This window comes from Rhodanobacter lindaniclasticus (genome assembly GCF_004799035.1).
Lineage (GTDB): Bacteria > Pseudomonadota > Gammaproteobacteria > Xanthomonadales > Rhodanobacteraceae > Rhodanobacter > Rhodanobacter lindaniclasticus.
In genome coordinates this window covers 1-22,661 of record NZ_MWIO01000009.1, presented here as the reverse complement: position 1 = coordinate 22,661, position 22,661 = coordinate 1, and the positions used below count along the sequence as shown (strand labels likewise).

Sequence of the window (22,661 nt, the reverse complement as noted above, 5' to 3'; positions counted from 1 at the left end):
GGGCTTGGCTGCGGGCGCCGATTCATTCCATCAGGGCCTGCACGTGGGCGGCGGCGCTGGCGGCCAGGGCGGCGAGGTCGTAGCCGCCTTCGAGGGTGGAGACGATGCGCCCCTCGGCGTGGCGCCGGGCCAGCGCGACCAGCCGCTCGGTGAGCCAGGCGTAGTCTTCCTCGCCCAGGCGGATGTCCGCCAGCGGATCGCTGGCGTGGGCATCGAAGCCCGCCGAGATCAGCAGCAGTTGCGGCCGGAAGGCGTGCATTCGCGGCAGCAGCACGGCATCCCACAGCTCGCGGAACTCGTGCGAGCCGGCGCCCGGCGACAACACGCCGTTGACGATGTTGCCGCAGCCGCGTTCGTCTTCGCCGCCGCTGTCCGGGTACAGCGGCGACTGGTGGCTGGAGGCGAACAGCACGCGCGGCTCGCGCTCGAAGATGTCCTGGGTGCCGTTGCCGTGGTGCACGTCGAAGTCGGCGATGGCGACCCGCTTCAGTCCGTGCGCAGCCAGTGCATGGGCGGCGCCCACCGCGATGTTGTCGAACAGGCAGAAGCCCATCGCCCGCTCGCGCGTGGCGTGGTGGCCGGGTGGACGCACTGCGCAGAATGCGCGCTGCGCACTGCCGCCGAGCACCGCGTCGACCGCGGCCACCACGGCACCCGCGGCGTGCAGGGCCGCCTCGGTCGACCCCGGGCCCATCACGGTGTCCTGGTCCAGCGCCAGCATCTCGCCCGGCGGCGCGCCGAGCAGGACTTCGCTGATATGTGCCGCGCCGTGCACGCGCAGCAACTGTTCGCGGGTGGCCGGCGGCGCCTCGACGCGATCGAGCGCGGCGTAGCGGTCGTGGTCCAGGGCCTGCAGCACCGCATGCAATCGCGCCGGCCGTTCCACGTGGCCCGGCCCCGGATCGTGCCGCAGGCAGGCGGAATGGGTATACAGCCGCAGCATGCGGCGGCTCAGGCGGAAGGCTTGGGCTTGGGGCGGCGCTCATGCTGCCACAGCACCTCGCCGTGGCCGCTGGCGCGTGCCAGCACGCGCGAGATCACGAACAGCAGGTCCGACAGCCGGTTGAGGTAGCGCTGCGGCTGGGTGCGGATCTCTTCCACCCGCGCCAGCGCGATCACCTCGCGTTCGGCGCGGCGGCACACGGTGCGCGCCAGATGTCCGCAGGCCGCGGCCATGCCGCCGCCGGGGAGGATGAACTCTTTCAGCGGCGGCAGCGGATCGTTGAGCCGGTCGAGGACGTGCTCCAGCCGCTCGATGTCGCTGTCGTTGACCATCGCCATGCCGGGGATGCACAGCTCGCCGCCGAGGTCGAACAGGTCATGCTGCACCTGGGTCAGCACCTCGCGCACCTCGTCGGTGACACCGTCGGCGGCCAGCAGCATGCCGATCGTGCTGTTGAGCTCGTCGACCGTGCCGTAGGCGTTGACCCGCGGCGAATCCTTGCCCACGCGCGAACCGTCGCCGAGGCCGGTGGAGCCGTCGTCACCGGTGCGCGTGTAGATCCGCGAGAGGCGATTGCCCACGTCAGTGCCTGGCGTGGCCGCTGCGCGGCGCGGCGTGCGTCAGCTGGGTTGCCAGCGCGTGCAGCACCGCACCCAGCGCCACGTAGACGGCGGTGCCGGCGAGGAACGACAGGTACCAGTCGCCAAGGTTGCCGAACCATGCGCCGAGGCTGCGCGGTGCGGGCACGCTGGCGCTGAGCCAGTAGAAGCTGCCGTTGGAGATCAGATAGCAGACGCCCTCGGCCACCAGCAGCGTGCCGGCCGCGAGGCCCAGCGTACGCAAGTTCAGGCCCTGCTGGTGTTTCGCCAGCCAGCTGCCACCCAGCCACAGCGCGCCGTAGGACGGCAGCAGGAACCAGTAGGCCGCGGACACGCAGTAATGACTCCAGAAGTCGATGCCCTGGCCGCTGATCACGAGATAGTCCACCAGCACCGCTTCAGCCATCAGCAACGGGAAGGCCCAGCGGCCCTGGCCGCGCAGCCAGAAGCCGGCGAGGAAAAACACGCCCCACGAAGCGTCCCACAGCGCATGATGCAGCAGCGAGGGATGGAAGCGGGTGACGCCCATCACCAGGGCCAGGCCCAGGAAGATGACCAGACGTCGGGTCGTTGAGGTTGCCATGGGGACTCCGTGCAGCGCTGCGGGATACAGGCGTGCAAGTTTAGCCCAATGCGACCGGGCCGATGCGTCGGTGCGGCGTCGACGCGTATCATCCGTGGCATGAATCCCTCCGGTTCCCCTGTTTGCGGCAGCGTAATGATCGTCGGCGGCGGCCTGGTCGGCGCCAGCCTGGCGATCGCGCTGGATGCGGCCGGCGTCGCCGCCACCCTGGTCGAGACTGCCGCGCCGCGTGCCGACGCGCAGCCCAGCTACGACGAGCGCAACCTCGCCTTGGCCAGGGCCACCGTCAACGGGCTCGACGCGATCGGCGTATGGCAGCACGCCGCCGCCCGCGCCACGCCGATCCGGCACATCCGGGTCAGCCGCGCCGGCGAATTCGGCAGTGCGCGCATCGACGCGGACAAGCAAGGTGTCGATGCGCTGGGCTGGACCCTGCCGGCGCGCGAACTCGGCGCGGCGCTGCTGCGCCGGCTCGATGCCTGTACCCGGCTGACCCGGCTCGCCCCCGCCACGCTGTCCGCGCTCGAGCCGCTGGCGGGCGGTTGGCGCGCGCAGGTCAACACCGTCGACGGCGCGCGCCGTATCGACACGCCGCTGCTGGTCGGCGCCGACGGCACCGGCTCGTTCGTGCGCACGCAACTTGGCATCGACGCCGAGCGCCACGATTACCGGCAGACCCTGTTCGTGTGCACCGTCACGCCGGAGCGCGACCATGCCAACCGCGCCTTCGAGCGTTTCGCCGATGCCGGCCCGATCGCCCTGCTGCCGCTGGCCGAGCGCCGCTGCGGGCTGGTGCTGACCGTGGCTGCGGACGAGGCGGACGCAGTGGCCGCAATGGATGACGCCGCCTTCATCGCGCTGGCGCAGCAGCGCTTCGGCTGGCGCCTGGGGCGGCTGAGCCGACCGGGCCGGCGGCATCCGTACGCGATCCACCGCGTCGCGGCGGCGCAATTGATCGCGCCCCGCGCGGTGCTGGTCGGCAACGCCGCGCAAACCGTGCATCCGATCGGCGCACAGGGCTTCAACCTGGGCCTGCGCGATGCGCTGACCCTGGCCGAGCTGGTTGCCGCGCAGGCCGATCCCGGCAATGCGGCCATGCTCGCCCGCTACGCGTCGCAGCGCGCGCCGGATCGCGAAGGCACCATGGCGATGAGCCATGGCCTGGTGCAACTGGCCTGCCTGCCGCAACCGCTGCTGGCGCCGCTGCGCTCGCTGGCGCTGCTGGCTTGTGATCGATTGCCGCCGCTGCAGCGGGCGCTGGCGCGGCGCGGCATGGGCTTTCGCGGCACGCCGCCGCGGGCCGTACTGGAGCGCGTGCCGTGAGCGCCACCCTCGGCGAGGCCGCCCCGCGCCGCCGCGCTTCGACGCTGGGCGTGGCCGTGGTCGGCGGCGGCATGGTCGGCGCCGCCGCGGCGCTGGCGCTGGCCCGCGCGGGCTTCAGCGTCGCCCTGCTGGAGGCGCGCGCGCCGACGCCGTGGCGCGCCGATGCCGAGGTGGATCTGCGCGTGGTCGGGCTGGCGCCCTCGTCGATCGCGCTGCTGGACGAGATGGGCGTCTGGACGTCCATCCGCGAGGCGCGCGCCTCGGCCTATCGGCACATGCACGTGTGGGATGCCGCCAGCGGGGCGGCGATCGACTTCGATGCGGCCGCGGAAGGCCGCGACATGCTCGGCTGCATCGTCGAGAACAGCCTGGTGCAATGGACGCTGTGGCAGGCGTTGGAAACCGCGGGCGTGCGCCGGTTGTGCCCGGCCGAGGTGACCGCCTTCGAGTCGCGTGACGATCGCATCCAGCTGCAACTGACCGATGGCGCGACGCTGTCTGCCGCCGTGCTGGTGGCCGCCGACGGAGCCGCCTCGCCATTGCGCCAGCTGGCCGGCATCGGCACCCGCGGGCGCGATTACGCGCAGCGCGCGGTGGTGGCGCATGTGAACACCGAACGCGCGCATGAGGAGACCGCGTGGCAACGCTTCCTGCCGGGCGGTCCGCTCGCCTTGCTGCCGCTGGCCGACGGGCGCAGCTCGATCGTGTGGTCGCTGCCCGAGGCCGAGGCGCAGCGCGTGCTGGCGCTGGACGACCGGCGCTTCTGCGACGAGCTCGGCGCCGCCAGCGATTTCCGCCTGGGCCGGATCACCGGCACCACGCCGCGTGCCGCCTTTCCGCTGAAGCTGCAACTGGCGCAGGGTTACCAGGCCGAGCGGCTCGTACTGCTGGGCGATGCGGCGCACGCGGTGCATCCGCTGGCCGGGCAAGGTGTCAACCTGGGTCTGCGCGACGTGGCCGAGCTGCGCGACACCTTGGTCGAGGCGCGTGCGGCAGGTCGCGACATCGGCGCTGAACACGTGCTGCGCCGCTACGCGCGGCGCCGGCGCAGCGCGGATACGCTCGATGCGCTCGGCTTCGACGCGCTGGCGCGCGTCTACGCCTGGCAGTCGCCGCCGCTGGTCGCGGCGCGCGCCATCGGCGTACGCTTGCTTGATCGGCTGGCGCCGTTGAAGCGGCGGTTGTCGGATCACGCCGCCGGACTTTGATCTTTGCCCTCGTCTGCGACCGAAGGAACTCGCTTCGGGACGCGCAGGGGAGGGCTCTCACGCCACCGGAGGATCGATCATGCGCATCGCCCGACTCTGCTGTCTGCTGTTGCTTGCCGGTTCAAGCCTTGCCGCCCAGGCGAAGATGGTGCATCGCCCGGTCGAATGGACGCAGGACGGCACCCGCTTCCACAGTGTGCTGGTCTACGACGACGCAACGCAGGCCAAGCGTCCCGGCCTGGTCATGGTGCCGAACTGGTATGGCGTGAACGATGCGGCGGTGCAAAAGGCCGAAGCGATCGCCGGCAAGGATTACGTGATCCTGCTCACCGACATGTACGGCGCGGACGTGCGCCCCACCAACAACGGCGAGGCGCAGGCTGCGGTGAAGCCGCTGTACGGCAATCGCGCGCTGATGCGCCGGCGGATCAACGTCGCGCTGGAGCAGTTGAAGGCGCAGGCGGCCAGCGCGCCGCTCGATGCCGCGAAGCTGGCAGCGATCGGCTTTTGTTTCGGCGGCTCGGCGGTGCTCGACCTGGCGCGCAGCGGTGCCGACGTGGCGGCGGTGGTGTCGTTCCACGGCGGGCTGGCTACCGACGATCCGATGCTGGCCAAGCACATCAAGGCGCGCGTGCTGGCCATGAACGGCGCCGACGATCGCGGCACCATGCCGGATGCGGACAAGTTCATGGACGAGATGCGCATGAGCCCCGCCGACTGGCAGTTCGTGGTACTCGGCCACGCGGTGCACTGCTTCACCGAGGTCGGCGAGAACTCGCCCGGCTGCCGCTACGACGCCGCGGCCGCGGCGCGCAGCTACCGGTTGATGCACGACTGGCTCGACCACGCGTTCGCCGGCAAGCCCTGAGGGCTCGCGCTCAGCCTTCCAGGTACAGCTTGCCGTCCTCGTAGCGGCAGGTGCGGTTGCGGCCCTTCTTCTTGGCCGCGTAAAGCGCCTTGTCGGCGGCGTTGACCAGCGCGCCGGGATCGGCCATGCCGTCCTCGCGCGCGGCCAGGCCGATGCTGATCGTCACGCCCAGTTGCTGGTCCTCGACGGCCACCCGCACGCTGGCTACCGCCTTGCGCAGGCGCTCGGCGGCGTGCAGCGAAGAGGACAGGTCGGCATTGCGACAGATCACCAGGAACTCCTCGCCACCCATGCGGCACACGGCGTCCTCCTTGCGCGCGGAGCGGCGGATGGTGCGGGCCACTTCGAGCAGCACCTGGTCGCCTACCGCGTGGCCGTGGGTGTCGTTGACCTCCTTGAAGCGGTCGATGTCGATCATCATCATCGTCACCGAATCGCCGGAGCGTTCGGCCATGCTCCAGGCCTGGGCCAGCGACTCCATCCCCGAGCGCCGGTTCTGCAGGCCGGTGAGCTGGTCGATCAGGGCGTAGTGCTGCAGCTTGCGGTTGCTCATCGCCAGTTCGGCGGAGAACCGCTTGAGCTGTGCGCGGTCGTGCTCCCACTGGGTGAGCAGTTTCACGTACTGGCGTGCCGCGCCCATCCGCAACGGCAGCATGCGGGCGGCCTGGGCCGGGCTCACGCAATCGTTGATCTGCGCCTCGGTGGCCAGGCGGATCTCGGTTTCGGAAGTCACGCTGGCCAGCACGATCAGGTAGATCGACTGGCCCCACGGCGTGGCGCGCAGCGCGCGGCACAGCGCCCAGCCGTCCAGCCCGGGCATGCGCGAGTCGGCGATCACCACCTGAGGCATCAGTTGCACGGCCAGCGCGAGGCCTTCCTCGCCGCTGCTGGCCGAGTGCACCACCTGGTCGGGCATGCCGCCGAGAATCTCCGTCAGCATCGCGCGCACCGGCGCGGCGCTGGCTACCCACAGCACGCGCGAGACTTCCACGGCGGCGGGTGCGCCATCAGCGGCAGCGACCGGGTTGGCAAGCAGGTCGGCGAAGGCCGGCACCTTGCCGTCGGGAACATGCAGCACCGCGCTCCAGTCGTGCCATTGCGCATGCACCTGGTCGAGCAGGATGCCGAGTTCGCCGGCGTCCAGGCCGATCTTGCCGCCCAGCAGCATCAGCTCGCCGATGTGCTGGGTGCGTTGCTCGTCCGGTGCAAGGCTCAAGTCGGCCAGCCGCCTGGCCAGGTGGAACAGCCGGGTGAGCTGGTAGGGACGCGAGCCTTCGGCAAAGCTGGCCGCCTCCACGTTCTCGTGGAAGAACACCGGCTCGGCCAGTGCCCGCGGGATGCCGCAATCTTCGAGGATCACCGCGGTGAGTTCGTTGTGGTCGACGTGCAGCAATTGCCGCTCGGCCTCCACCGTGGTCTCGTCGCCGCGTTGCAGCAGCTGCGCGTATTCCTCCGGGTACAGGGTGGCCAGCGCCAGCTGCCCGATGCGGGCGAGCAGGCCGCAGGCGAACAGTTCATCCGGCGATGCGAGCCGCACGCGCTTGCCCAGTTCCTGCATCGCCACCGCCATCAGCAGCGAGTGGGACCAGAAGCGCGGGTAATCGAAGCTCTTGCAGGCGCCGCTGCGGTACTGGTCGACCAGCGAAAAACCCATCGCCAGCTGGCGCACGGCGGCCAGGCCGAGACGGATGATCGCCTCGGGGATGCTGGCCAGCGGGCGGGCGCCCACGCTGGCGGCGTTGGCCATGTGCAGCAGGCGCCCGCTGGTGACCGGGTCGCTCTGCACCAGGCGGCTGATTTCCTCCAGCGTCGCGTCGTCGCGGCGGCTGATCTGCATGATCGCCAGCGCCACGCCCTTCGGGCTGGGCAGGCCCCCGTTGATTCGCAGTTGTTCGATGGCCTTCATGCAGCAGCTCGTTGGGTCGGTGACGCGCACGGTACGCGGGATGCGGGTGGATATGCGATTGCCGCGCCCCTCATGTCGGTCCGCGAGGCGTTTGTCCTGCTGCAGGCCGCCGCCTGGCGGCGCGCACCGGGGTCCATGCCACTGGAGTATCGGCCGCGCGCCGCCGATCTTGAGTGCCGCGCATCGGCCGGTCCCCGATCAAGTGCGCAGCGTGTGCCCGTAGGCGTGCACCTCGTCCACCAGCACCTTGACGTGGTCGGGATCGACCTCCGGGGTGATGCCGTGGCCGAGATTGAACACGTGGCCGGGGTGGTTGCCGTAGCTGTCCATCACCGCGCGGGCCTCGCGGCGGATCACCGCCGGGCTGGCGCGCAGGATCGCCGGATCGAGATTGCCCTGCAGTGCCACGCGATCACCCACCGCGGCGCGCGCGTCGGCCAGGTCGATGGTCCAGTCCACGCCCAGCGCCGCGCAGCCGCTGTCGGCCAGCGCCGCCAGCTGGCCATGGGCGCCCTTGGAAAACAGGATCACCGGCAGTTCGCGCGAAGCCGGGTGTTCCTTCAGCGCGGTCACGATCTGCGTCATGTAGCGCAGCGAGAATTCGCGGAACGGTGTCGGACCGAGCAGGCCACCCCAGGTGTCGAAGATCATCAGCGCCTGTGCGCCGGCCTCGGCCTGGGCAACCAGGTAGGCGGTCACCGCCTGCGCCAGCGTGTCGAGCAACTGGTGGGCGAGCGCCGGTTGATCCCAGCACATCGACTTCAGCGTGGCGAAATCGCGCGAGCCGTGGCCCTCGACCATGTAGCAGGCCAGCGTCCACGGGCTGCCGGAGAAACCGATCAGCGGCACGCGGCCGTGCAGCTCGCGGCGGATCAGTCGCAGCGCATCCATCACGTAACGCAGTTCGCCATCCATGTCCGGCACGGCGAGTTTCGCGATGTCCGCCGCGCTGCGCACGGGGTGTGCGAACTGCGGGCCTTCACCCTGGGCGAAGCGGAGGCCCAGGCCCATCGCGTCGGGAATGGTGAGGATGTCGGAGAACAGGATCGCCGCGTCCAGCTCGAAGCGCTGCAGCGGCTGCAACGTCACTTCGCAGGCGTATTCCGGGTTCTGCGCCAGGCCCATGAAACTGCCGGCGCGCTCGCGGGTGGCGCGGTACTCGGGCAGGTAGCGGCCGGCCTGGCGCATCACCCAGATCGGCGTGGTGTCGGTGGGCTCGCGGCGCAGCGCGCGCAGGAAGCGGTCGTTCTTCAAGACATCGGACATGGCAGTCAACGGTGAGGGATTTCAGCGCCCGTACGGGCCTTCCTGGCCCTGGGCGAACATCAGGCGAAAGCCGCGCTTGAGCTGCGCGTCGCGGGTTTTCTCGAACGCGGCGATGGCCTCGTCGCGTTCCAGGAACTGCTCGCGCTTCATGGTCGCGCGTCCGCCCTGGGTGCCCGACTCGCGGTACAACGTCCAGCCGCCGAGCAGGTCCTGCTCCAGCGTGATCTGGACGTAGCGTGGCGTGTCGGTGCTGCCGGGCACGGATTGCAGGTAGAGGCGCATGGTTTTCCGAAAGGGACGATGCGGCCGCGGCGGCCGGCGCATCCGCCATTCTAGCCGGCGCCGGGGGAACCGTCTGCCGACGCGGCAATCTGCCGGAGCGCCTAGCGCTCCAGCCGGTAGTTGAGGCTGGCGCGGCTGAACTCGGTGGCCTGCTGCGCCTCCAGGTTCCAGCGCTTGCTCAGCCGATAGCGCAGGGTAATCACCTCGCCCGGCTCGAACAGGCCCACGCCGTAGCTGAGGTAAAGCCGCGGCGAAAGATACTTGCCGACGGTGAACGCCGAGCTGCCCCCGAGCGCCTCGTTGCTGGACACGCCGATGTCGTCCACCCCCAGCTGCGAGCCGATCTGCTTGGCCAGCAGGTCGCCTGCAGCCGAGCCCAGGGCCTGGGCGGCGGCACTGACCATGCTGCCTTCGCCACCCTTGACCTCCGACAGCGGCTTGCCGGTGATCAGGTACGACAGCGCATCGGACTGCTCCATCAGCGGGTTGGAGAACACGGTGAGGATCGGCCGCTGCGCGGTGCCGGAGACGTACAGGCCGACCTCCTGGCCTTCGTCGATGGTGGCGTTGGGGTTGAGCTTGCGCACCGCCCGGATGTTCAGGCCGGGGTTGTCGAGCGGCGTGCTGGCGAACAGCAGCTGGCCGCGCTGGATCTTCAGGTCCTGCCCGTACGCGCGATAGGTGCCGTCCACCGCGATCTGGCCCTGGCCGATGGCCGCGCGGCCCGGCTTCTCGATGACCGTCAGCACGCCGCTGACACGGCCGTCCAAACCCATGCCGGTGACGTGGGTGCGCTCGCCCAGGTTGACCTTGACCACCGCATTCAGCGGCATGCGGCCGGCGGCGCCTTGCGGCTGTTTCGCATCCACCACCACCACGTCGGTCGAGGCGGCGCTGGCGCCGGCGCCGGGCAGCTTGTCCACGTTGACCCGCGCGCGGTCGAGGCTCACCGCGCCGGTGACGTCGATGCCGCCGGCGCCTTGCTGCACGACCAGGTCGGGCGAGATCACCACGTTGGCCGCCGGGATGTCCACCGCGGTGAACTCGCTGCCGGTGATGGTGAGCCGGGTGGGCTGGGTGCCGCCGAGGCTGGCGCTGCCGTCCACCGCGATGCTGCCTTTGCCCGACTGCACGCTGCCGCGGATCTGCAGCTGCTGTCCGTCAAGCGTGGTCACCTGGAGCTGGCCCTGGGCGAGGGTCAGCCCGGCGACGGGAATCTCCGCGGCGAAGTCGCCCAGCTCGGCCTGGCCGGTCAGCAGCGGTTGCGCCAGGGTGCCGGCGAACTGGAAGCGGCCATTGGCCTGGCCCTTCACATTGGCCAGCTCGTGACTGAGCAGCTCGACGAAGGCGAGGTTGCCGAGATGCAATTCCAGCTGGCCGCTCAGTGCCTGCTGCGCGCCGGTGATGCCGAGCTGACCGTCGATGCGGCCGCCATCGTCCAGCGCCGCGTGCAGTTCGATCTGCTGGCGCTGCGGGGCGAGGTTGGCGTCGAGCCGCAGGTTGTCGTAGCGCAGCAGCGCTTCGCGCGTGTCATCGGCATAGCTGATCGCACCGTGCGCCGAACCGATCGACGCCTGCCCGCTGAGCACGCCCGCCGCGCTGCGGTGGATTTGGCCGCTGCCCTCGATGTCGCCGTCGGCGCGCAGCGGCAGGTCGGCCTCGCCGGCGGCGTTCAGCAGCAACGCCAGCGGCAGCGCCTGCAGGCGATAGCTGGCGTCGAGATTGCCGGCCTTGTCGCGGCGCGCGCTCGCGCACAGCAGCGGGTCGCCCGCGGTGAGGCACAGTTCGGCAAGCTGCATCGCGCCATCGTCGTAGCCGAGCTGGGTGGCATGTTGCAGGCGCCACGGCGGCAGGCCCTGCGGTTGCAGGTCCAGCGTCGACAGCGTGCCGCTCCAGCGCGAACCGGCGAGCGCGCCGCGCAGGTCGAGCGCGCCGGACAACTGGGTGCCGCGCGCCTGTACCTCGAGCCGGTGACTGGAATCGCTGCCTTCGGCCAGTGCGTGGATGTCCTGGAACGTCAGCCCCTGCACGATGGCGTCATTCAACTGCAGGTCCAGCTTGCCGGCCACGCGGCTGATGTCCGGCAGCCCCACGATCAGGCGCAGGCGCCGTGCGCGCTGCTGCTGCCAGGCCAACGCCTCTCCGTGCAGCTGGCCGTTGATGCCGAGCTTCGGCAGCTTGCCCTGGATTCGCAAATGGCCGTCCAGACGGCCGCTGGCACCGGGCAGCCAGTCGCCGAGCGAGGCGATCGCCAGTTGCAGTTCGGCGTCGTTGCTGGCGCCGGGTCGTGCCGTCAGCTGCAGCGAGCTGCGGCCGGAGGCCAGTTCCAGCCGACCGTCCAGCACCCGCTGCGGCGACAGGTGCAGCTTGCCGTGGCCGCTGACCGCGCGCTTGCGCAGGTTGCCGGCGAGCTTGCGGATGTCCAGCGTGGCGTCGAGTCCGTCGGCCGTGCGCCGGCCCTGGCTGGCGATGTCGGCATCGAGCGCGCCGTCCCAGTGCGCCAGCAACTGGCCGGGGTCGAACGCCGCGGCTCTGACCTCGGCCTGCCATGCCAGCGCCGGTTGCAAGGTCAGCTCGCCGTGGGCCTGGAGCTGCCCCTTGGCCTGTTTCAGTTCGAGCGTGCGCAGCTGCAGACGTTGCGGTGTACCGTCCAGTTCCAGCGACAGCTGGGCCAGCTTGCCGGGTGGGCCCAGTTCGAGATCGCCTTGCGCATGGTACGCGTCGACGTTGCCCGTTGCCTTGAGCTGGCCGTGGCTGGCCAGTGGCTGGCCGACCAGCTCGGCCGGCAATTGCAGGTCGGTCCAGCCTATCTGCAAGTTGGCGGTGATCGGCTTGGCATCCAGTTGCACGGTGCCGCTTGCTTCCACGCTGCCTTTGATCTCCGGCGAGCCGAGCCGCAGTTGTTCGAGCGTCAGCGTGTGGTCGTGGGGATCGAACTGCGCGTGCAGCGGTTGCAGCAGCACGCGGTACTGGTTCAGATCGAGCTGGCCTTCGAGCGTGCCGCCGTGGCGATCGCCATGGCCGGCGAGCGAGAAGGCCAGCGATTGCAGCGTGCCTTTGCCTAGCAGCGGCGCAGGATCGAAACGCGGCGCCTCGAGCGTGCCGCGCCAGCCGAACTCGCCGGCCTGGGCGAGTTCGGCGTGCAGCTTCATCGGCGCCGGTGCGGTGAGCGCGGCATCCAGCGTGGCCTGCCTGCCGTCGCTGTGGACGGAGAGCGTGCCGGCGATATCGGTGTCGCCGACTTTCCACGCAAAGCCCAGCGTGCCGTTGCCTTGATAGCTCTGGCCGAAGACCAGCTCGCCGGCGAGGTCGGCATGGCCGTCCGGTGCGCGCAGCGCAAGCTGGCGCAGTTCGATGCCTCGGTCGGTCCAGCGTCCCGCCAGGTCGAGCCGATCGGCGGCAAACACGTCTTCGCTGGCTTGCGTCACCTTGATCGGGCCGACGTGCACGCGATCCAGGATCAGCTCCACCGGCAGATGCAGCGACAGACTGGTGGAGCTTGCGCTTTCATTCGTGCTGGCCGCGGGCACTGCCACTTTGACGCCTTCGACATCGAGCGTGGTCAGGTGCACGCGCTTGCCCAGCAGCGACCAGAAGCGCAGGTCGAGCCGCGCCGTCGCCAGATCCACCACGGTGCCGTGGCCGTCGTCGTAGCGCACGCCGGAAAGTTGCAGCGGCCCGGCCAGCCGCCCGTGCGCCTGCTGCACTTGCAGCGCGCCGCCACTCAGCGACTCGGCCCGCGCCAGCGCAAAGCGCAATCCGGCACCGGTGCCCAACAACCACCACAGCACCACCGCCACGACCAGCAGCAGCGCGGCGAATGCGATGGCGATGCGCTTGAACCATTTCATGGGCGGGGAGGCCGGGAATGGGGAAAAGCAGCACGCGCCGCGTGTTCTGTCCTCGCCGTGTTGGTCGCCATGTTCATGGGTGAGCTTCTCCGATTCCTCTTCACAAATCCGGTCCGATGACCACGTGCAACTCGATGCCGTGATGGTCCGAGTCGTGAATGGGGGTGCCGAAGTCGAGCCGGATCATGCCGACCGGCGAGCGCCAGCGCAGGCCCAGGCCGGCACCGATCTTCGGGCGGAAATCGGTGCCGGTGTAGGCGTTGCCGGCGTCGACGAAGGCCGCCATGCCCCAGTCGCGGGTGAAGTAGTGCTCCACCTCGGTGCTGGCCACCAGCAGGTTGCGGCCGCCGATGACGCGGTCGTAGCTGTTGCGTGGGCCGATCGACTGGTAGCCGTAGCCGCGCACCGAGCGGTCGCCGCCGGCGAAGAAGCGCAGTTGCGGCGGCAGCGCGGCGAAGTCGTCGGTGCGGGTGATGCCGGCGCTGCCGCGCAGGATCAGCCGGTTGCGCTGTTTCGCTCCGAACGCGCGGATCCATTTGGCGTCGGCGCTGATCTGGCTGAAGCTGGCGTCGGAGAGCAGGCTGCCCGCGGTGCTGCGTGCGGCCAGGGTCAGCGACCAGCCGCGGCGCACGAAGGCGGGGTTGTCGGCCTGCTTGCGGGTCAGCGAGGCTTCGGCGAACACCTCGGTGCTGCGGCCGTGTTCGATACCCGGCGTGTTGTCAGGCTCGCGCCCGCGCTTGCCCACGGTGAAGGTACCGGCCAGCGCATGCACGCCCAGCGTGCGCGTCCAGCCGTGCCACTGGCGCGTTTCGTTGCCGACCAGTTCCAGCGTGCGCGATTGCGAGGTGTCGGTGTCGGCGTCGCGGAAATTCGCGCCGACGTTGTAGCTGCGCTGGTTCGGGCCGGGCAGGGGGATGGTGTACATGGTCGAGAGCGTTTTCAGCCGCTGCGCCACCACCAGCTCGTTCTTCCACTTGTGCCCGCGCCGGTTGACCCAGCGCCGCTCGATGCCGCCGCGCATGCCGAAGCCGGTATCGGTGCCGATGAAGGGACCGCCGGTGTAGATCGTGCGCTTGGCCGGCGCCAGCTGCACGGTGACGTCGACGACGCCGTGCTTCGCCTCGTCGACGTCGGGCAGCACGTTGACCACGGCAAAATAGTCCGCGCCGTTCAAGGCCTGTTGCAAGGCCAGCAACTGGTCCTGCGAAAAATAGTCGCCGGACCGGAACGGCACATAGCGATCGAGGAAACCCTCGTTGAATTGCGAGCCCTCGAAATGCACCTGGCCGTAGCGATAGCGCGGGCCGGCTTCCCATGCCAGCTTGACCACCGCGCGTCGCTCGCCGCGGTTCACCTCCACCCGGTGGGTGACCAGCCGGGCATCGAGGAAACCATTGGCGGTCAGCTGCGCGCTCATCGCGTCGCGCGCCTCCTCGTAGGTCTCGTGGTTCAGCGTCTTGCCTTCGAGTCGCTCGATCGCGCGCTGCGCGCGGCGGATGGGCGCGATCTTGCCGGCGGCGTCATCCAGTTGCAGTTCGACTTGCGCCACCTTGACCGGCTCGCCGGGGGTCACGTGCAGGTCCACCTGCCAGTCCGCGCCGACCTGCCTGAGCTCGCCGGTGACGCTGGCGTCGTAGTAGCCGTAGGGCTGCAGCGCCGCGCGCACCTGTTCCGGCACACGCTGGTACAGGCGCGTCGCCTGCGCGGCGGTGACTTCGCGTTTGGCGTACTGCGAGAGCTCGAGGCGATCGATCACGGCCGCCTTCAGCGGATCCTCCACGCCGTCCACATGCAGCGCCACGCCCGCGGGTGCCGGCGAAGCCAGCACAAGCAATGGCAACAACAGCAGACTCAGGCGTCGGCGGCATCGGCGCATGCGCGAAGGGCGTCCTCGGACGGGATGACAGGTCGCCGCAGCTTACCCAAGTCGGCGTTGGACTCGCATGAATGCGGGCGGGCAGCCTCGGTGCCAGGGCTTGCGCGTCACGCTGGATTTCAGCCGGCCTTGTCGCCCGAACGATGCGCGATCCACGCACCGGTCACCGCCGACACGTAGGGGATCGACTGCGCGGCGAGGATGATCATCCACAACGTGCCCTCGATATAACGCGTGCCGAACGCCTCGGCCATGCCGGCGATGCACAGCATCAGCGCCAGCGCCATCAGCAACTCCTCGCGCACCGGCGCGAACGCGGCGAAGTTGCTGCCGCCCAGGCGGCGGCTCTTGGCGGTGACCACGAACGAGGTCTTCTCGCGGGTCAGTCCGTGCAGGATGCCGCGGGCGATCGCGTGGGAGAGGCCCATGCTGGCCAGCGAGGCCATCAGCGTGTCGCGCCAGCTGCAGGGCACGCGGGCGCGATACAGCACGATGCCGAAGATCGCCTTGGCGAAGAAGAAGCCGATCACCGGGATCAGGAACAGCTGCATCGGCAGGCTGAAGTACTGCGGAAAGGCGACCATGCCGGCGGTCCAGAACAGCGCCATCAGGGTGAAGATCAGATGCAGCGCGTCGGCGAACCAGCTGAACCAGCCGGTGAGGAAGTGGAAGCGCTGGCCGGCCGAGAGCGGGCCCTTCTGCGTCATCCAGTGCCAGCGGCCCTTGAGGATCTGCATCGCGCCGAACGCCCAGCGGTAGCGCTGGCTCTTGTAGGCCTTGAAGTCGGCCGGCGTGAGGCCCTTGCCCATCAGTTCGTCGACATAGACCAGCTCGTAGCCGGCGTGCATCAGGCGCAGGCCCAGCTCGGCGTCCTCGCAGATGGTCCATTCCGACCAGCCGCCGGTACCTTCCAGCGCGCTGCGCCGGACCATGGTCATGGTGCCGTGCTGGATGATCGCGTTGCGCTCGTTGCGGTGGTGCATGCCGATGCGGAAGAAGCCGTCGTATTCCCACGCGGTCATGCGGCGGAACGTGTTGTGCTCGAACTCGCGGTGCGCCTGCGGGCACTGCACCACGGCGACCTTGGGGTCGTGGAAGTAGCCGGTGAGCGTGGACAGCCAGTCGGCGCGCACCTCGTAGTCGGCGTCGATCACCGCCACCACGTCGGCCTCCGGCGCGGTTTCCTTCAGGCCGAAATTGAGCGCGCCGGCCTTGTAGCCGGGCCACGGCTCCAGGTGGAAGAAACGGAAGCGCTTGCCGAGCTTCTCGCAGTACGCCTGCACCGGCTGCCACACCGCCGGGTCCTTGGTGTTGTTGTCGATCACCAGCACTTCGTAGTTCTGGTAGTCCAGTGCGGCCAGCGAATCGAGGGTGACGATCACCATCTCCGGCGGTTCGTTGTAGCAGGCCAGGTGGATCGACACGAACGGCTGGCGGTCCGGGTGGTCCGGCCGCAGCATGCCCGCATGGCGCATCCACTTCGGCCGCCACAGCACCTCGGTGAACTCGAAGCCGTTGATCAGCAAAATCGCCAGGATCGCGATCTGCGCGGGGAACAGCAGCGTGAGCATGGTCCAGTCGACCCAGCTCAGGTAGAAATTGAACGGCAGCGTGGCGGCCCACACGATCAGGCCGCAGGCGAGCTGGATCAGCGCGCAGAAGAAGAACCGCCCGACCAGCTTGAAGCGGCTGAAGCGCCGCGCGAAGGCGATCATCGGCAGCAGCGCCAGCAGGCTCGCCGCCAGCGCCTTCCACGGCCAGGCGGTGTCCTCCACCACCGGCCCGGTCAGCGGGAACTTCAGCTGGCGGTCGGCGTTGAACATGCCCCAGTACGCGCCGGTGCGGCCTTCGCCCAGGTTCTCCTTCCAGGGCTGGTCGAACGCCTCGAGCAGGTAATAGTCGATGTGCGCGGCCTTGGCCCGGTTCATCCAGTCGCGGATGAAGATCGCCTCGTTCGAGGTCGACGGGTCGGCGTACTCGTGGCGGTCGCCGTTCGACGGCCAGCCGATCTCGCCGACCACCACCGGCTTGCCGGGGAAGCGCTGCACGATCGAGCTGTATGCGCCGTACGCCGCGTCCACCGCGTTGTGGCGCACCACCCCGTTCCAGAACGGGAACAGGTGGATGGTGATGAAGTCCACGTGCCGGGCCAGCTCCGGGTACTTCAGCCAGATGTAATCCGGCTCGGCGATCGACACCGGCTGGTGCACGGCGGCACGCACGCGGTCCAGGTAGGCCATCATCTGCTCGGGCGTGAGGTCGTTGCGGAACAGCACCTCGTTGCCCACGATCACCCGGGTGATCGTGTCGGGGTAGGCGCGCGCCTTGGCGATCAGCAGCTCGATCTCGCGTTCGTTGTTCTCCAGGCGCTTGTCGATCTCGGCGCCGGCCATCACCTTCAGCCCCTGCTGCTGCGCCAGCCGGTACACCTGCGGGTTCTGCTGCATGGTGTAGGTGCGGATGTTGTCCGTGTAGCGATGCAGCAGCTTGAGATCGGCGGTGATCTCCTCGTCGCTGGGATAGCTCTGCTTGAACGGGCTCTGGTAGCGCTGGAAGAGCGACACGGCGAAGCCGCTGACCTTGCCGTGCCAGTCATCCGGGCCATGCGGGTAGTTGCCCCACCACCACAGTCCGATGTTCAGCGCCGCCGCGAGCAGGGCCAACACGATGGCGGTGAACAGCGGATACCGGCTGTTGGAGTTGGCTGCGGTGGCGCTCAAAAAGATCCCCGGCGGAGCCTGCGCAACAGGCGGTGGAGCCTGCGGAGCTTAACCAATGCGGGGCCTCCGGCTCAATGAAGCGCCCCGGCTCCGGTCAGCGCCAGGTCAGGGCGGATGGCGTGGCGCCGCGGCGGGCCCCCTTGACTGCCGACTACGTGTATTGGTGTAATGATACACATGGATGCTTCACTGCTGACCGTGCAACCCGCCGCACCCGAGCCGATCTATCGGCAGATCGTGGAGCAGTTGCGCCGCCTGATCGCCGGCGGGCAGCTGGAAGCCGGCGAGCTGTTGCCTTCGGTGCGCGAGGTGGCGGGGTTCCATGCGATCAATCCGATGACGGTGTCGCGGGCCTACGGCCTGGCCGAGAGCGAGGGCCTGCTGGAGCGGCTGCGCGGCAAGGGCATGGCGGTCGCGGCGACGCGTCGCGCGGGACAGTCCGAGAGCCAGCGCCTCGCGTTGCTGGAACAGCAACTGGTGGCCGTTGCCCGCCACGCGAGTGAACTTGAATTGCCGGCCGAGGCGGTGTTGAACCGGCTCGGCCGCTTGATGAGGAGTCGAGAATGAACGCCATGCTTCACGAAGCGGATCCCGTCGATGTCGCATCGCTGGAGGCGCGCGGGCTGACCCACTGCTACGAGGGCAGCAGCGTGTTGCGCAGCGTCGACCTGGCGCTGGAACCAGGCTCGGTGCTGGGCCTGATCGGGCGCAACGGCGCGGGCAAGTCCACCCTGATCCGCGCCATGCTCGGTTTGCTCGAACCGCTCTCCGGCGCCGCGTTCGTGTTCGGCGAGCCGGCGTTGAAGCTGTCCGACCAGGCCAAGGCGCGGCTTGCCTACGTGCCGCAGCAACCCGAGGCGCTGGCCTGGCTTACCGCGCAGCAGATGTTGGACTACGTGGGGCGCTTCTATCCGCGCTGGGACGCAGCCTTCGTGCGCACCACGCTGGAGCGCTGGAAGATCCAGCCGAACAAGCTGCTGGCCAAGCTGTCGCCCGGCGAGCGCCAGCGCGTCGACCTGATCCGTGCGCTGGCCTCGCAGCCCGAGTTGCTGGTGCTGGACGAGCCGGCCGCCGCGCTCGATCCGGTGGCCCGCCGCGAACTGTTGCGCGAGGTGGCGATGCGCGCCGGCGAGAACGGCACCACGGTGCTGTTCTCCACCCACATCGTGTCCGACCTGGAGCGCGTGGCCTCCGAGATCGCGTTCCTGCACGAGGGCAGGTTGCTGCTGCGTTGTGGCGTGGACGAGGCCAAGGAACGCTACGCCCGCCTGTGGCTGCCGGCCGCGGCAAACGTCACCGCACCGATCCCCTCGCTCAGCCGGCGCCGCCACGACGACGGCAGCCTCAGCCTGGTGGTGGCGCGCGATGCCCGGGACCAATGGCCGGAGGCGGCGAGCCTGCCCGGCGCGCGCGTCGATGCGCTGGGCCTGGAAGATCTGTTCGTGGAGATCGCGGAGTGACGTCGTTCCTGCAATTGCTGATGCTGCCGTGGATGGCATGGTCGCAGCGCATGCGGCGCATCATCGCGAGGACCTTGCTGGTCATCCTTTGCCTGGCCATTGCCGGCTATGTACTGCTTCGGCGCTCGGCCGGGGCCGGGCCTGGTCTGGCGCATGGCCTGGCCGTCATCGATTGCCTGTTCTGGGCCGCCGTGGTGCCGCGCGCGCTGGTGCTGGCGAACGAGGCACGCCGGCTGCGCCTGCCGGTGCTGGAACGCGCAGCGGCCATCAGCACCGTGTCGTACGCCGTGCTCACCATCGCCTTGCCCGCCGTCGTGGTGGCGATGCTGGGTGGCAGCGGGGTGGTGGCGCTGGCCGAACTTGCGCTGGGTGCGGGCGTCGGCATGGGCTATGCCACCTTGCCGCCCTGGCTTGGCGTCTGGGCCTGCCTGGCGCCCCTGCTCGACAACCACCTGGGTGCATGGCTGCCCATGCCGGCCGGCGATCCCGTGGGCTTTCTGCATTGGGTCGCACCGGTGGCCGCGGTGCTGTGGACCACGATCGCGCTGTGCTGGCGTCGGGCCGCGCGCTGCGACGACGAAGCTTCGCGCTGGCTCAAACCACTGGCGTTGCGTTGGCGCGCGCTTTCCGCGCAGGGCCGCAACGGCGCGAAGCTGGAAGCCGAATTGCTGCGTCGGCGCAGCTCCCGGATGCAGCCGGGAGTCGATCTGCGCCGGGTCGGGCCTGATTACCTGGTGCGTGGCCTGCGCGTGGCGCTGGGAGGGTGGGGCGTGCCGCAGACGGTGGCCAGTCGGCTGCGCCAGGCCGGCCTGGTGTTGCTCAATGTGCTGTTCGCCTTCGCGCTGCTGGCGACGCTGCGCCGGATGTCGAACGACCAGCCCCACGCCATCGCATACACCATCGTGCTCTCCATGTTCGCCAGCACACCGGTCGTCGCCTTTGCCCTCAGCCTGTTCGGTGCCGTGCTGGGGCCGGTGAGCGCCGACGCCCTGCGCGCCCGCTGGAGCCGCGACAACGCCGAGTTGGCGGTACTGGCCCTGCTGCCGGGTCTCGGCGATGCCGCGCACGCCAAGCGCGCCCTGCTCAAGGCCAGCGTGCTGCCAACGCTGCTGGCGCAGGCGGCGCTGCTCGCGGGCATGCTGGGTGTGGCGCTGTGGGCGCATCTCCCCGGCGGCAATGCCGCCTTGCTGCTGCTCGCCCAGGGCGGTGGCATGCTGGCCACCTTTGCGCTGTCCGTGGCCGCGTTGGGTGGCACGGCGTGGCATCGTGGCTGGCAAAGCCTACTCATCATTGCCGCCATCGTGCTGATGTTGACCACCACCGGCGCGGCGCTGTTCCGGTTCGGCGACAACCTGCTGGCGCAGCGGCTCGCCCTCTCGCCGATCTTCCTCGCACTGTGGATCGCGCTGCTGGCGATCCTGCTGGCCATCGGCCGTCGCGGCTGGCGCGCATTCTGGTGCCAGCCGCATCCGTTCCTGCCGCATGGGTGAAGCATGACCATGACCAACGCCCGTTCCCGCAAGGTGACGCCGACCGTCGGCGGCCTGCCGGGTTGACCGCAGCGTCCCCGCGCAGCCGGGGGCAGGTGTGGATCCGGGGTGGGAGTTGCGGCGTCATCACCAACGAAGAAGGCCCGTCATCGACGGGCCTTCTTCGTTCATGCCGCACGCGAATCAGCGCAGCAGCGAGCGCAGCATCCAGGCGGTCTTCTCGTGTTCCTGAAGGCGGCCGGTGACCATGTCGGCGGTACCGTCGTCGCCGGCGGCGTTGGCGGCCTTGAGGGTGTCGCGCGCGGTGGCGGCGACGATCTCGTGGCCCTCGACCAGCTGGCCGACCATCTCCTTCCAGTCCGGCACGCCGGGCTCGTCCTTGATCGAGCTGAGCTTGGCGAACTGGGTGTAGGAGCCGGGGGCGAACACGTCCAGCGTGCGGATACGCTCGGCAACCTCGTCGGCGGCCAGCCACAGCGCGTTGTACTGGGTCTCGAACATCAGGTGCAGGCTGTTGAACTGCGGGCCGGTGACGTTCCAGTGGAAGCTGTGCGTCTTCAGGTACAGCGAGTAGGTATCGGCCAGCAGCTTGGACAGGTGCCTGGCGACCGCTTCGCGATCCTTCTTGGCGATACCGATGGAAATGGCCATGGCGTGCTCCTTTCGGGGTGGATGCAATGGATCAACAGTACTGACTCGGCGCTCGCGCGGGAAATGAATCCTTCGGATGTTGGCGATAGTCGCCGGCTATCGGGTCAAGGCGTGCCAACGGCTATCATGCGCAGTTCGATGAACGACCACCGCGTGCCCGCACCCGATCCTGCAGCCGATCCAGGCCTGCGCACCTTGCGCCGGCAACTGGATGCGGTGTGCAGCCGCGACTTCGGTCGCCTGCTGGGACGCTGGCGCACGCTGTCGCGTCGACCCGACCAGAAGAAGATAGTGGCACTGGCCGCCGATATCGAGCGCTCCGCGGCCAGACGCCGCGCCCGCGCCGCGGCGAAGCCTGAAATCCGCCTGGACGAGTCGCTGCCGATCAGCGCGCGCGGCGAGGACATCGTCAAGCTGATCCGCGAGCACCAGGTGGTGGTGATCGCCGGCGAGACCGGATCGGGCAAGACCACCCAGCTGCCGAAGCTGTGCCTGGCCGCCGGCCGCGGCGAGGCCGGCATGATCGGCTGCACCCAGCCGCGCCGGCTCGCCGCGCGCTCGGTGGCGCGTCGGGTGGCCGAGGAACTGGGCACGCCGCTGGGCGAGGTGGTGGGTTTCCAGGTGCGCTTCAACGACCAGGTGTCCGAGCGCAGCCTGGTGAAGTTCATGACCGACGGCATCCTGCTCGCCGAGACCCAGGGCGACCCGTGGCTCAGTGCGTACGACACCCTGATCATCGACGAGGCGCACGAGCGCAGCCTCAACATCGACTTCCTGCTCGGCTATCTGAAGCGGCTCGCCGCGAAGCGCCCCGAACTGAAGATCATCGTCACCTCGGCGACGATCGACACGGCGAGGTTCGCCGAACATTTCGGCGGCGCGCCGGTGGTCGAGGTGGAGGGGCGTGCGTATCCGGTGGAGTTGCGCTGGCGTCCGGTGGACGCGGTGGGCAAGGGCATGCAGCAGGGCGGCGCCGAACACATCGCTGCCGTGCTCGACGAGATCAGCCACGACGATCCTCGCGGCGACGTGCTGGTGTTCCTGCCCGGCGAGCGCGAGATCCGCGACGCGCACCAGCTGCTGGCGCGCCGGCAGTACCGCGAGACCGAGATCCTGCCGCTGTACGCGCGGCTCTCCGCCGCCGACCAGGACCGCGTGTTCAAGCCCGGCCCGAAGCGCCGCGTGGTGTTGGCCACCAACGTGGCCGAGACCTCGCTCACCGTGCCGCGCATCCGCTACGTGATCGACACCGGCACCGCGCGGGTCAAGCGCTACAGCCAGCGCAGCCAGCTCGAACGGCTGCACGTCGAACCGATCTCGCAGGCCGCCGCCGACCAGCGCAAGGGCCGCTGCGGCCGCGTGGGGCCGGGCATCTGCTATCGCCTGTACGACGAGGCGGACTTCGCCAGCCGTGCCGCGTTCACCGATCCCGAACTGCTGCGCTCGTCGCTGGCCAACGTGATCCTGCGCATGCTGGCGCTGAAGCTGGGCGAGGTGGACGACTTCCCGTTCCTGGAGGCACCCGACCCGCGCGTGATCGCCGACGGCTTCCGCCGGCTTACCGAGATTTCCGCGATCGACGCGGCGCGCCGGCTCACTGCGATCGGCCGCACCCTGGCGCGCCGCGTCGATCGC

Annotated in this window: 17 protein-coding genes; 7 read left to right on the top strand and 10 right to left on the bottom strand. The window is 69.5% G+C overall.

What is annotated here, in order from left to right; all coding sequences use genetic code 11:
• Positions 1-22: 22 nt before the first annotated feature.
• The 3 genes from B1991_RS02810 to B1991_RS02800 are packed head-to-tail and all read right to left on the bottom strand — an operon-like array spanning position 23 to position 2,125.
• Entirely contained in the window at positions 23-943 is a 921-nt protein-coding gene (locus B1991_RS02810) for a histone deacetylase family protein (RefSeq protein WP_136257193.1), read from the bottom strand.
• Positions 944-951: 8 nt separating this feature from the next.
• Positions 952-1,524: a cob(I)yrinic acid a,c-diamide adenosyltransferase gene (locus B1991_RS02805; RefSeq protein ID WP_136257192.1), complete on the bottom strand. Its 573-nt coding sequence runs from the start codon at positions 1,522-1,524 to the stop codon at positions 952-954.
• A gap of 1 nt (position 1,525) precedes the next feature.
• Positions 1,526-2,125 (bottom strand): hypothetical protein, encoded by a 600-nt coding sequence (locus B1991_RS02800; protein ID WP_136257191.1) that lies wholly within the window; start codon positions 2,123-2,125, stop codon positions 1,526-1,528.
• Positions 2,126-2,224: 99 nt separating this feature from the next.
• Between B1991_RS02800 and ubiH the strand changes: the two genes are divergently transcribed.
• The 3 genes from ubiH (at position 2,225) to B1991_RS02785 (ending at position 5,524) form a co-directional block, all read left to right on the top strand.
• Positions 2,225-3,448, top strand: coding sequence for a 2-octaprenyl-6-methoxyphenyl hydroxylase (ubiH, locus tag B1991_RS02795; protein WP_136257190.1), 1,224 nt, complete (start codon positions 2,225-2,227; stop codon positions 3,446-3,448).
• Positions 3,445-4,656: a UbiH/UbiF/VisC/COQ6 family ubiquinone biosynthesis hydroxylase gene (locus tag B1991_RS02790; RefSeq protein WP_136257189.1), complete on the top strand. Its 1,212-nt coding sequence runs from the start codon at positions 3,445-3,447 to the stop codon at positions 4,654-4,656. The genes ubiH and B1991_RS02790 overlap by 4 nt, the downstream gene beginning before the upstream one ends.
• Before the next feature lie 79 nt (positions 4,657-4,735).
• Positions 4,736-5,524: a dienelactone hydrolase family protein gene (locus B1991_RS02785; RefSeq protein ID WP_136257188.1), complete on the top strand. Its 789-nt coding sequence runs from the start codon at positions 4,736-4,738 to the stop codon at positions 5,522-5,524.
• 10 nt (positions 5,525-5,534) lie between these two features.
• On the opposite strand, the gene B1991_RS02780 is transcribed toward B1991_RS02785, so the two are convergent.
• From B1991_RS02780 to B1991_RS02755, 6 genes are all read right to left on the bottom strand, one after another.
• Positions 5,535-7,430 carry a GGDEF domain-containing response regulator gene (locus tag B1991_RS02780; protein WP_136257187.1) on the bottom strand — a complete coding sequence of 632 codons (1,896 nt, stop codon included), beginning with the start codon at positions 7,428-7,430 and terminating at the stop codon, positions 5,535-5,537.
• 198 nt (positions 7,431-7,628) lie between these two features.
• A complete protein-coding gene (gene hemE / locus B1991_RS02775; protein WP_136257186.1) occupies positions 7,629-8,696 on the bottom strand; it encodes a uroporphyrinogen decarboxylase in 1,068 nt (355 codons plus the stop codon).
• A 21-nt stretch (positions 8,697-8,717) separates the two neighbouring features.
• Positions 8,718-8,978: a WGR domain-containing protein gene (locus tag B1991_RS02770; protein WP_136257185.1), complete on the bottom strand. Its 261-nt coding sequence runs from the start codon at positions 8,976-8,978 to the stop codon at positions 8,718-8,720.
• Between the two features lie 101 nt (positions 8,979-9,079).
• On the bottom strand, positions 9,080-12,829 hold the full coding sequence (locus B1991_RS02765) for a translocation/assembly module TamB domain-containing protein (RefSeq protein ID WP_136257184.1): 3,750 nt from the start codon (positions 12,827-12,829) through the stop codon (positions 9,080-9,082).
• Positions 12,830-12,929: 100 nt separating this feature from the next.
• Complete coding sequence (locus tag B1991_RS02760; RefSeq protein WP_136257183.1) at positions 12,930-14,705, bottom strand: autotransporter assembly complex protein TamA; 1,776 nt, start codon at positions 14,703-14,705, stop codon at positions 12,930-12,932.
• 119 nt (positions 14,706-14,824) lie between these two features.
• Positions 14,825-17,425: a glycosyltransferase gene (locus tag B1991_RS02755; RefSeq protein ID WP_136257182.1), complete on the bottom strand. Its 2,601-nt coding sequence runs from the start codon at positions 17,423-17,425 to the stop codon at positions 14,825-14,827.
• Between the two features lie 177 nt (positions 17,426-17,602).
• On the opposite strand from B1991_RS02755, the gene B1991_RS02750 reads away from it, so the two are divergent.
• The 3 genes from B1991_RS02750 to B1991_RS02740 are packed head-to-tail and all read left to right on the top strand — an operon-like array spanning position 17,603 to position 20,375.
• Positions 17,603-17,992: a GntR family transcriptional regulator gene (locus tag B1991_RS02750; RefSeq protein ID WP_136257181.1), complete on the top strand. Its 390-nt coding sequence runs from the start codon at positions 17,603-17,605 to the stop codon at positions 17,990-17,992.
• A complete protein-coding gene (locus B1991_RS02745; RefSeq protein WP_136257180.1) occupies positions 17,989-18,885 on the top strand; it encodes an ABC transporter ATP-binding protein in 897 nt (298 codons plus the stop codon). The genes B1991_RS02750 and B1991_RS02745 overlap by 4 nt, the downstream gene beginning before the upstream one ends.
• Positions 18,882-20,375: a hypothetical protein gene (locus tag B1991_RS02740; protein ID WP_136257179.1), complete on the top strand. Its 1,494-nt coding sequence runs from the start codon at positions 18,882-18,884 to the stop codon at positions 20,373-20,375. The genes B1991_RS02745 and B1991_RS02740 overlap by 4 nt, the downstream gene beginning before the upstream one ends.
• A 183-nt stretch (positions 20,376-20,558) precedes the next feature.
• Here B1991_RS02740 and B1991_RS02735 read toward each other — a convergent pair whose 3' ends face one another.
• Positions 20,559-21,026: a Dps family protein gene (locus tag B1991_RS02735; RefSeq protein ID WP_136257178.1), complete on the bottom strand. Its 468-nt coding sequence runs from the start codon at positions 21,024-21,026 to the stop codon at positions 20,559-20,561.
• A gap of 138 nt (positions 21,027-21,164) precedes the next feature.
• Between B1991_RS02735 and hrpA the strand changes: the two genes are divergently transcribed.
• Positions 21,165-22,661, top strand: a 1,497-nt coding sequence (gene hrpA / locus B1991_RS02730) for an ATP-dependent RNA helicase HrpA (RefSeq protein ID WP_136257177.1), incomplete at its 3' end; no start/stop codon positions are given.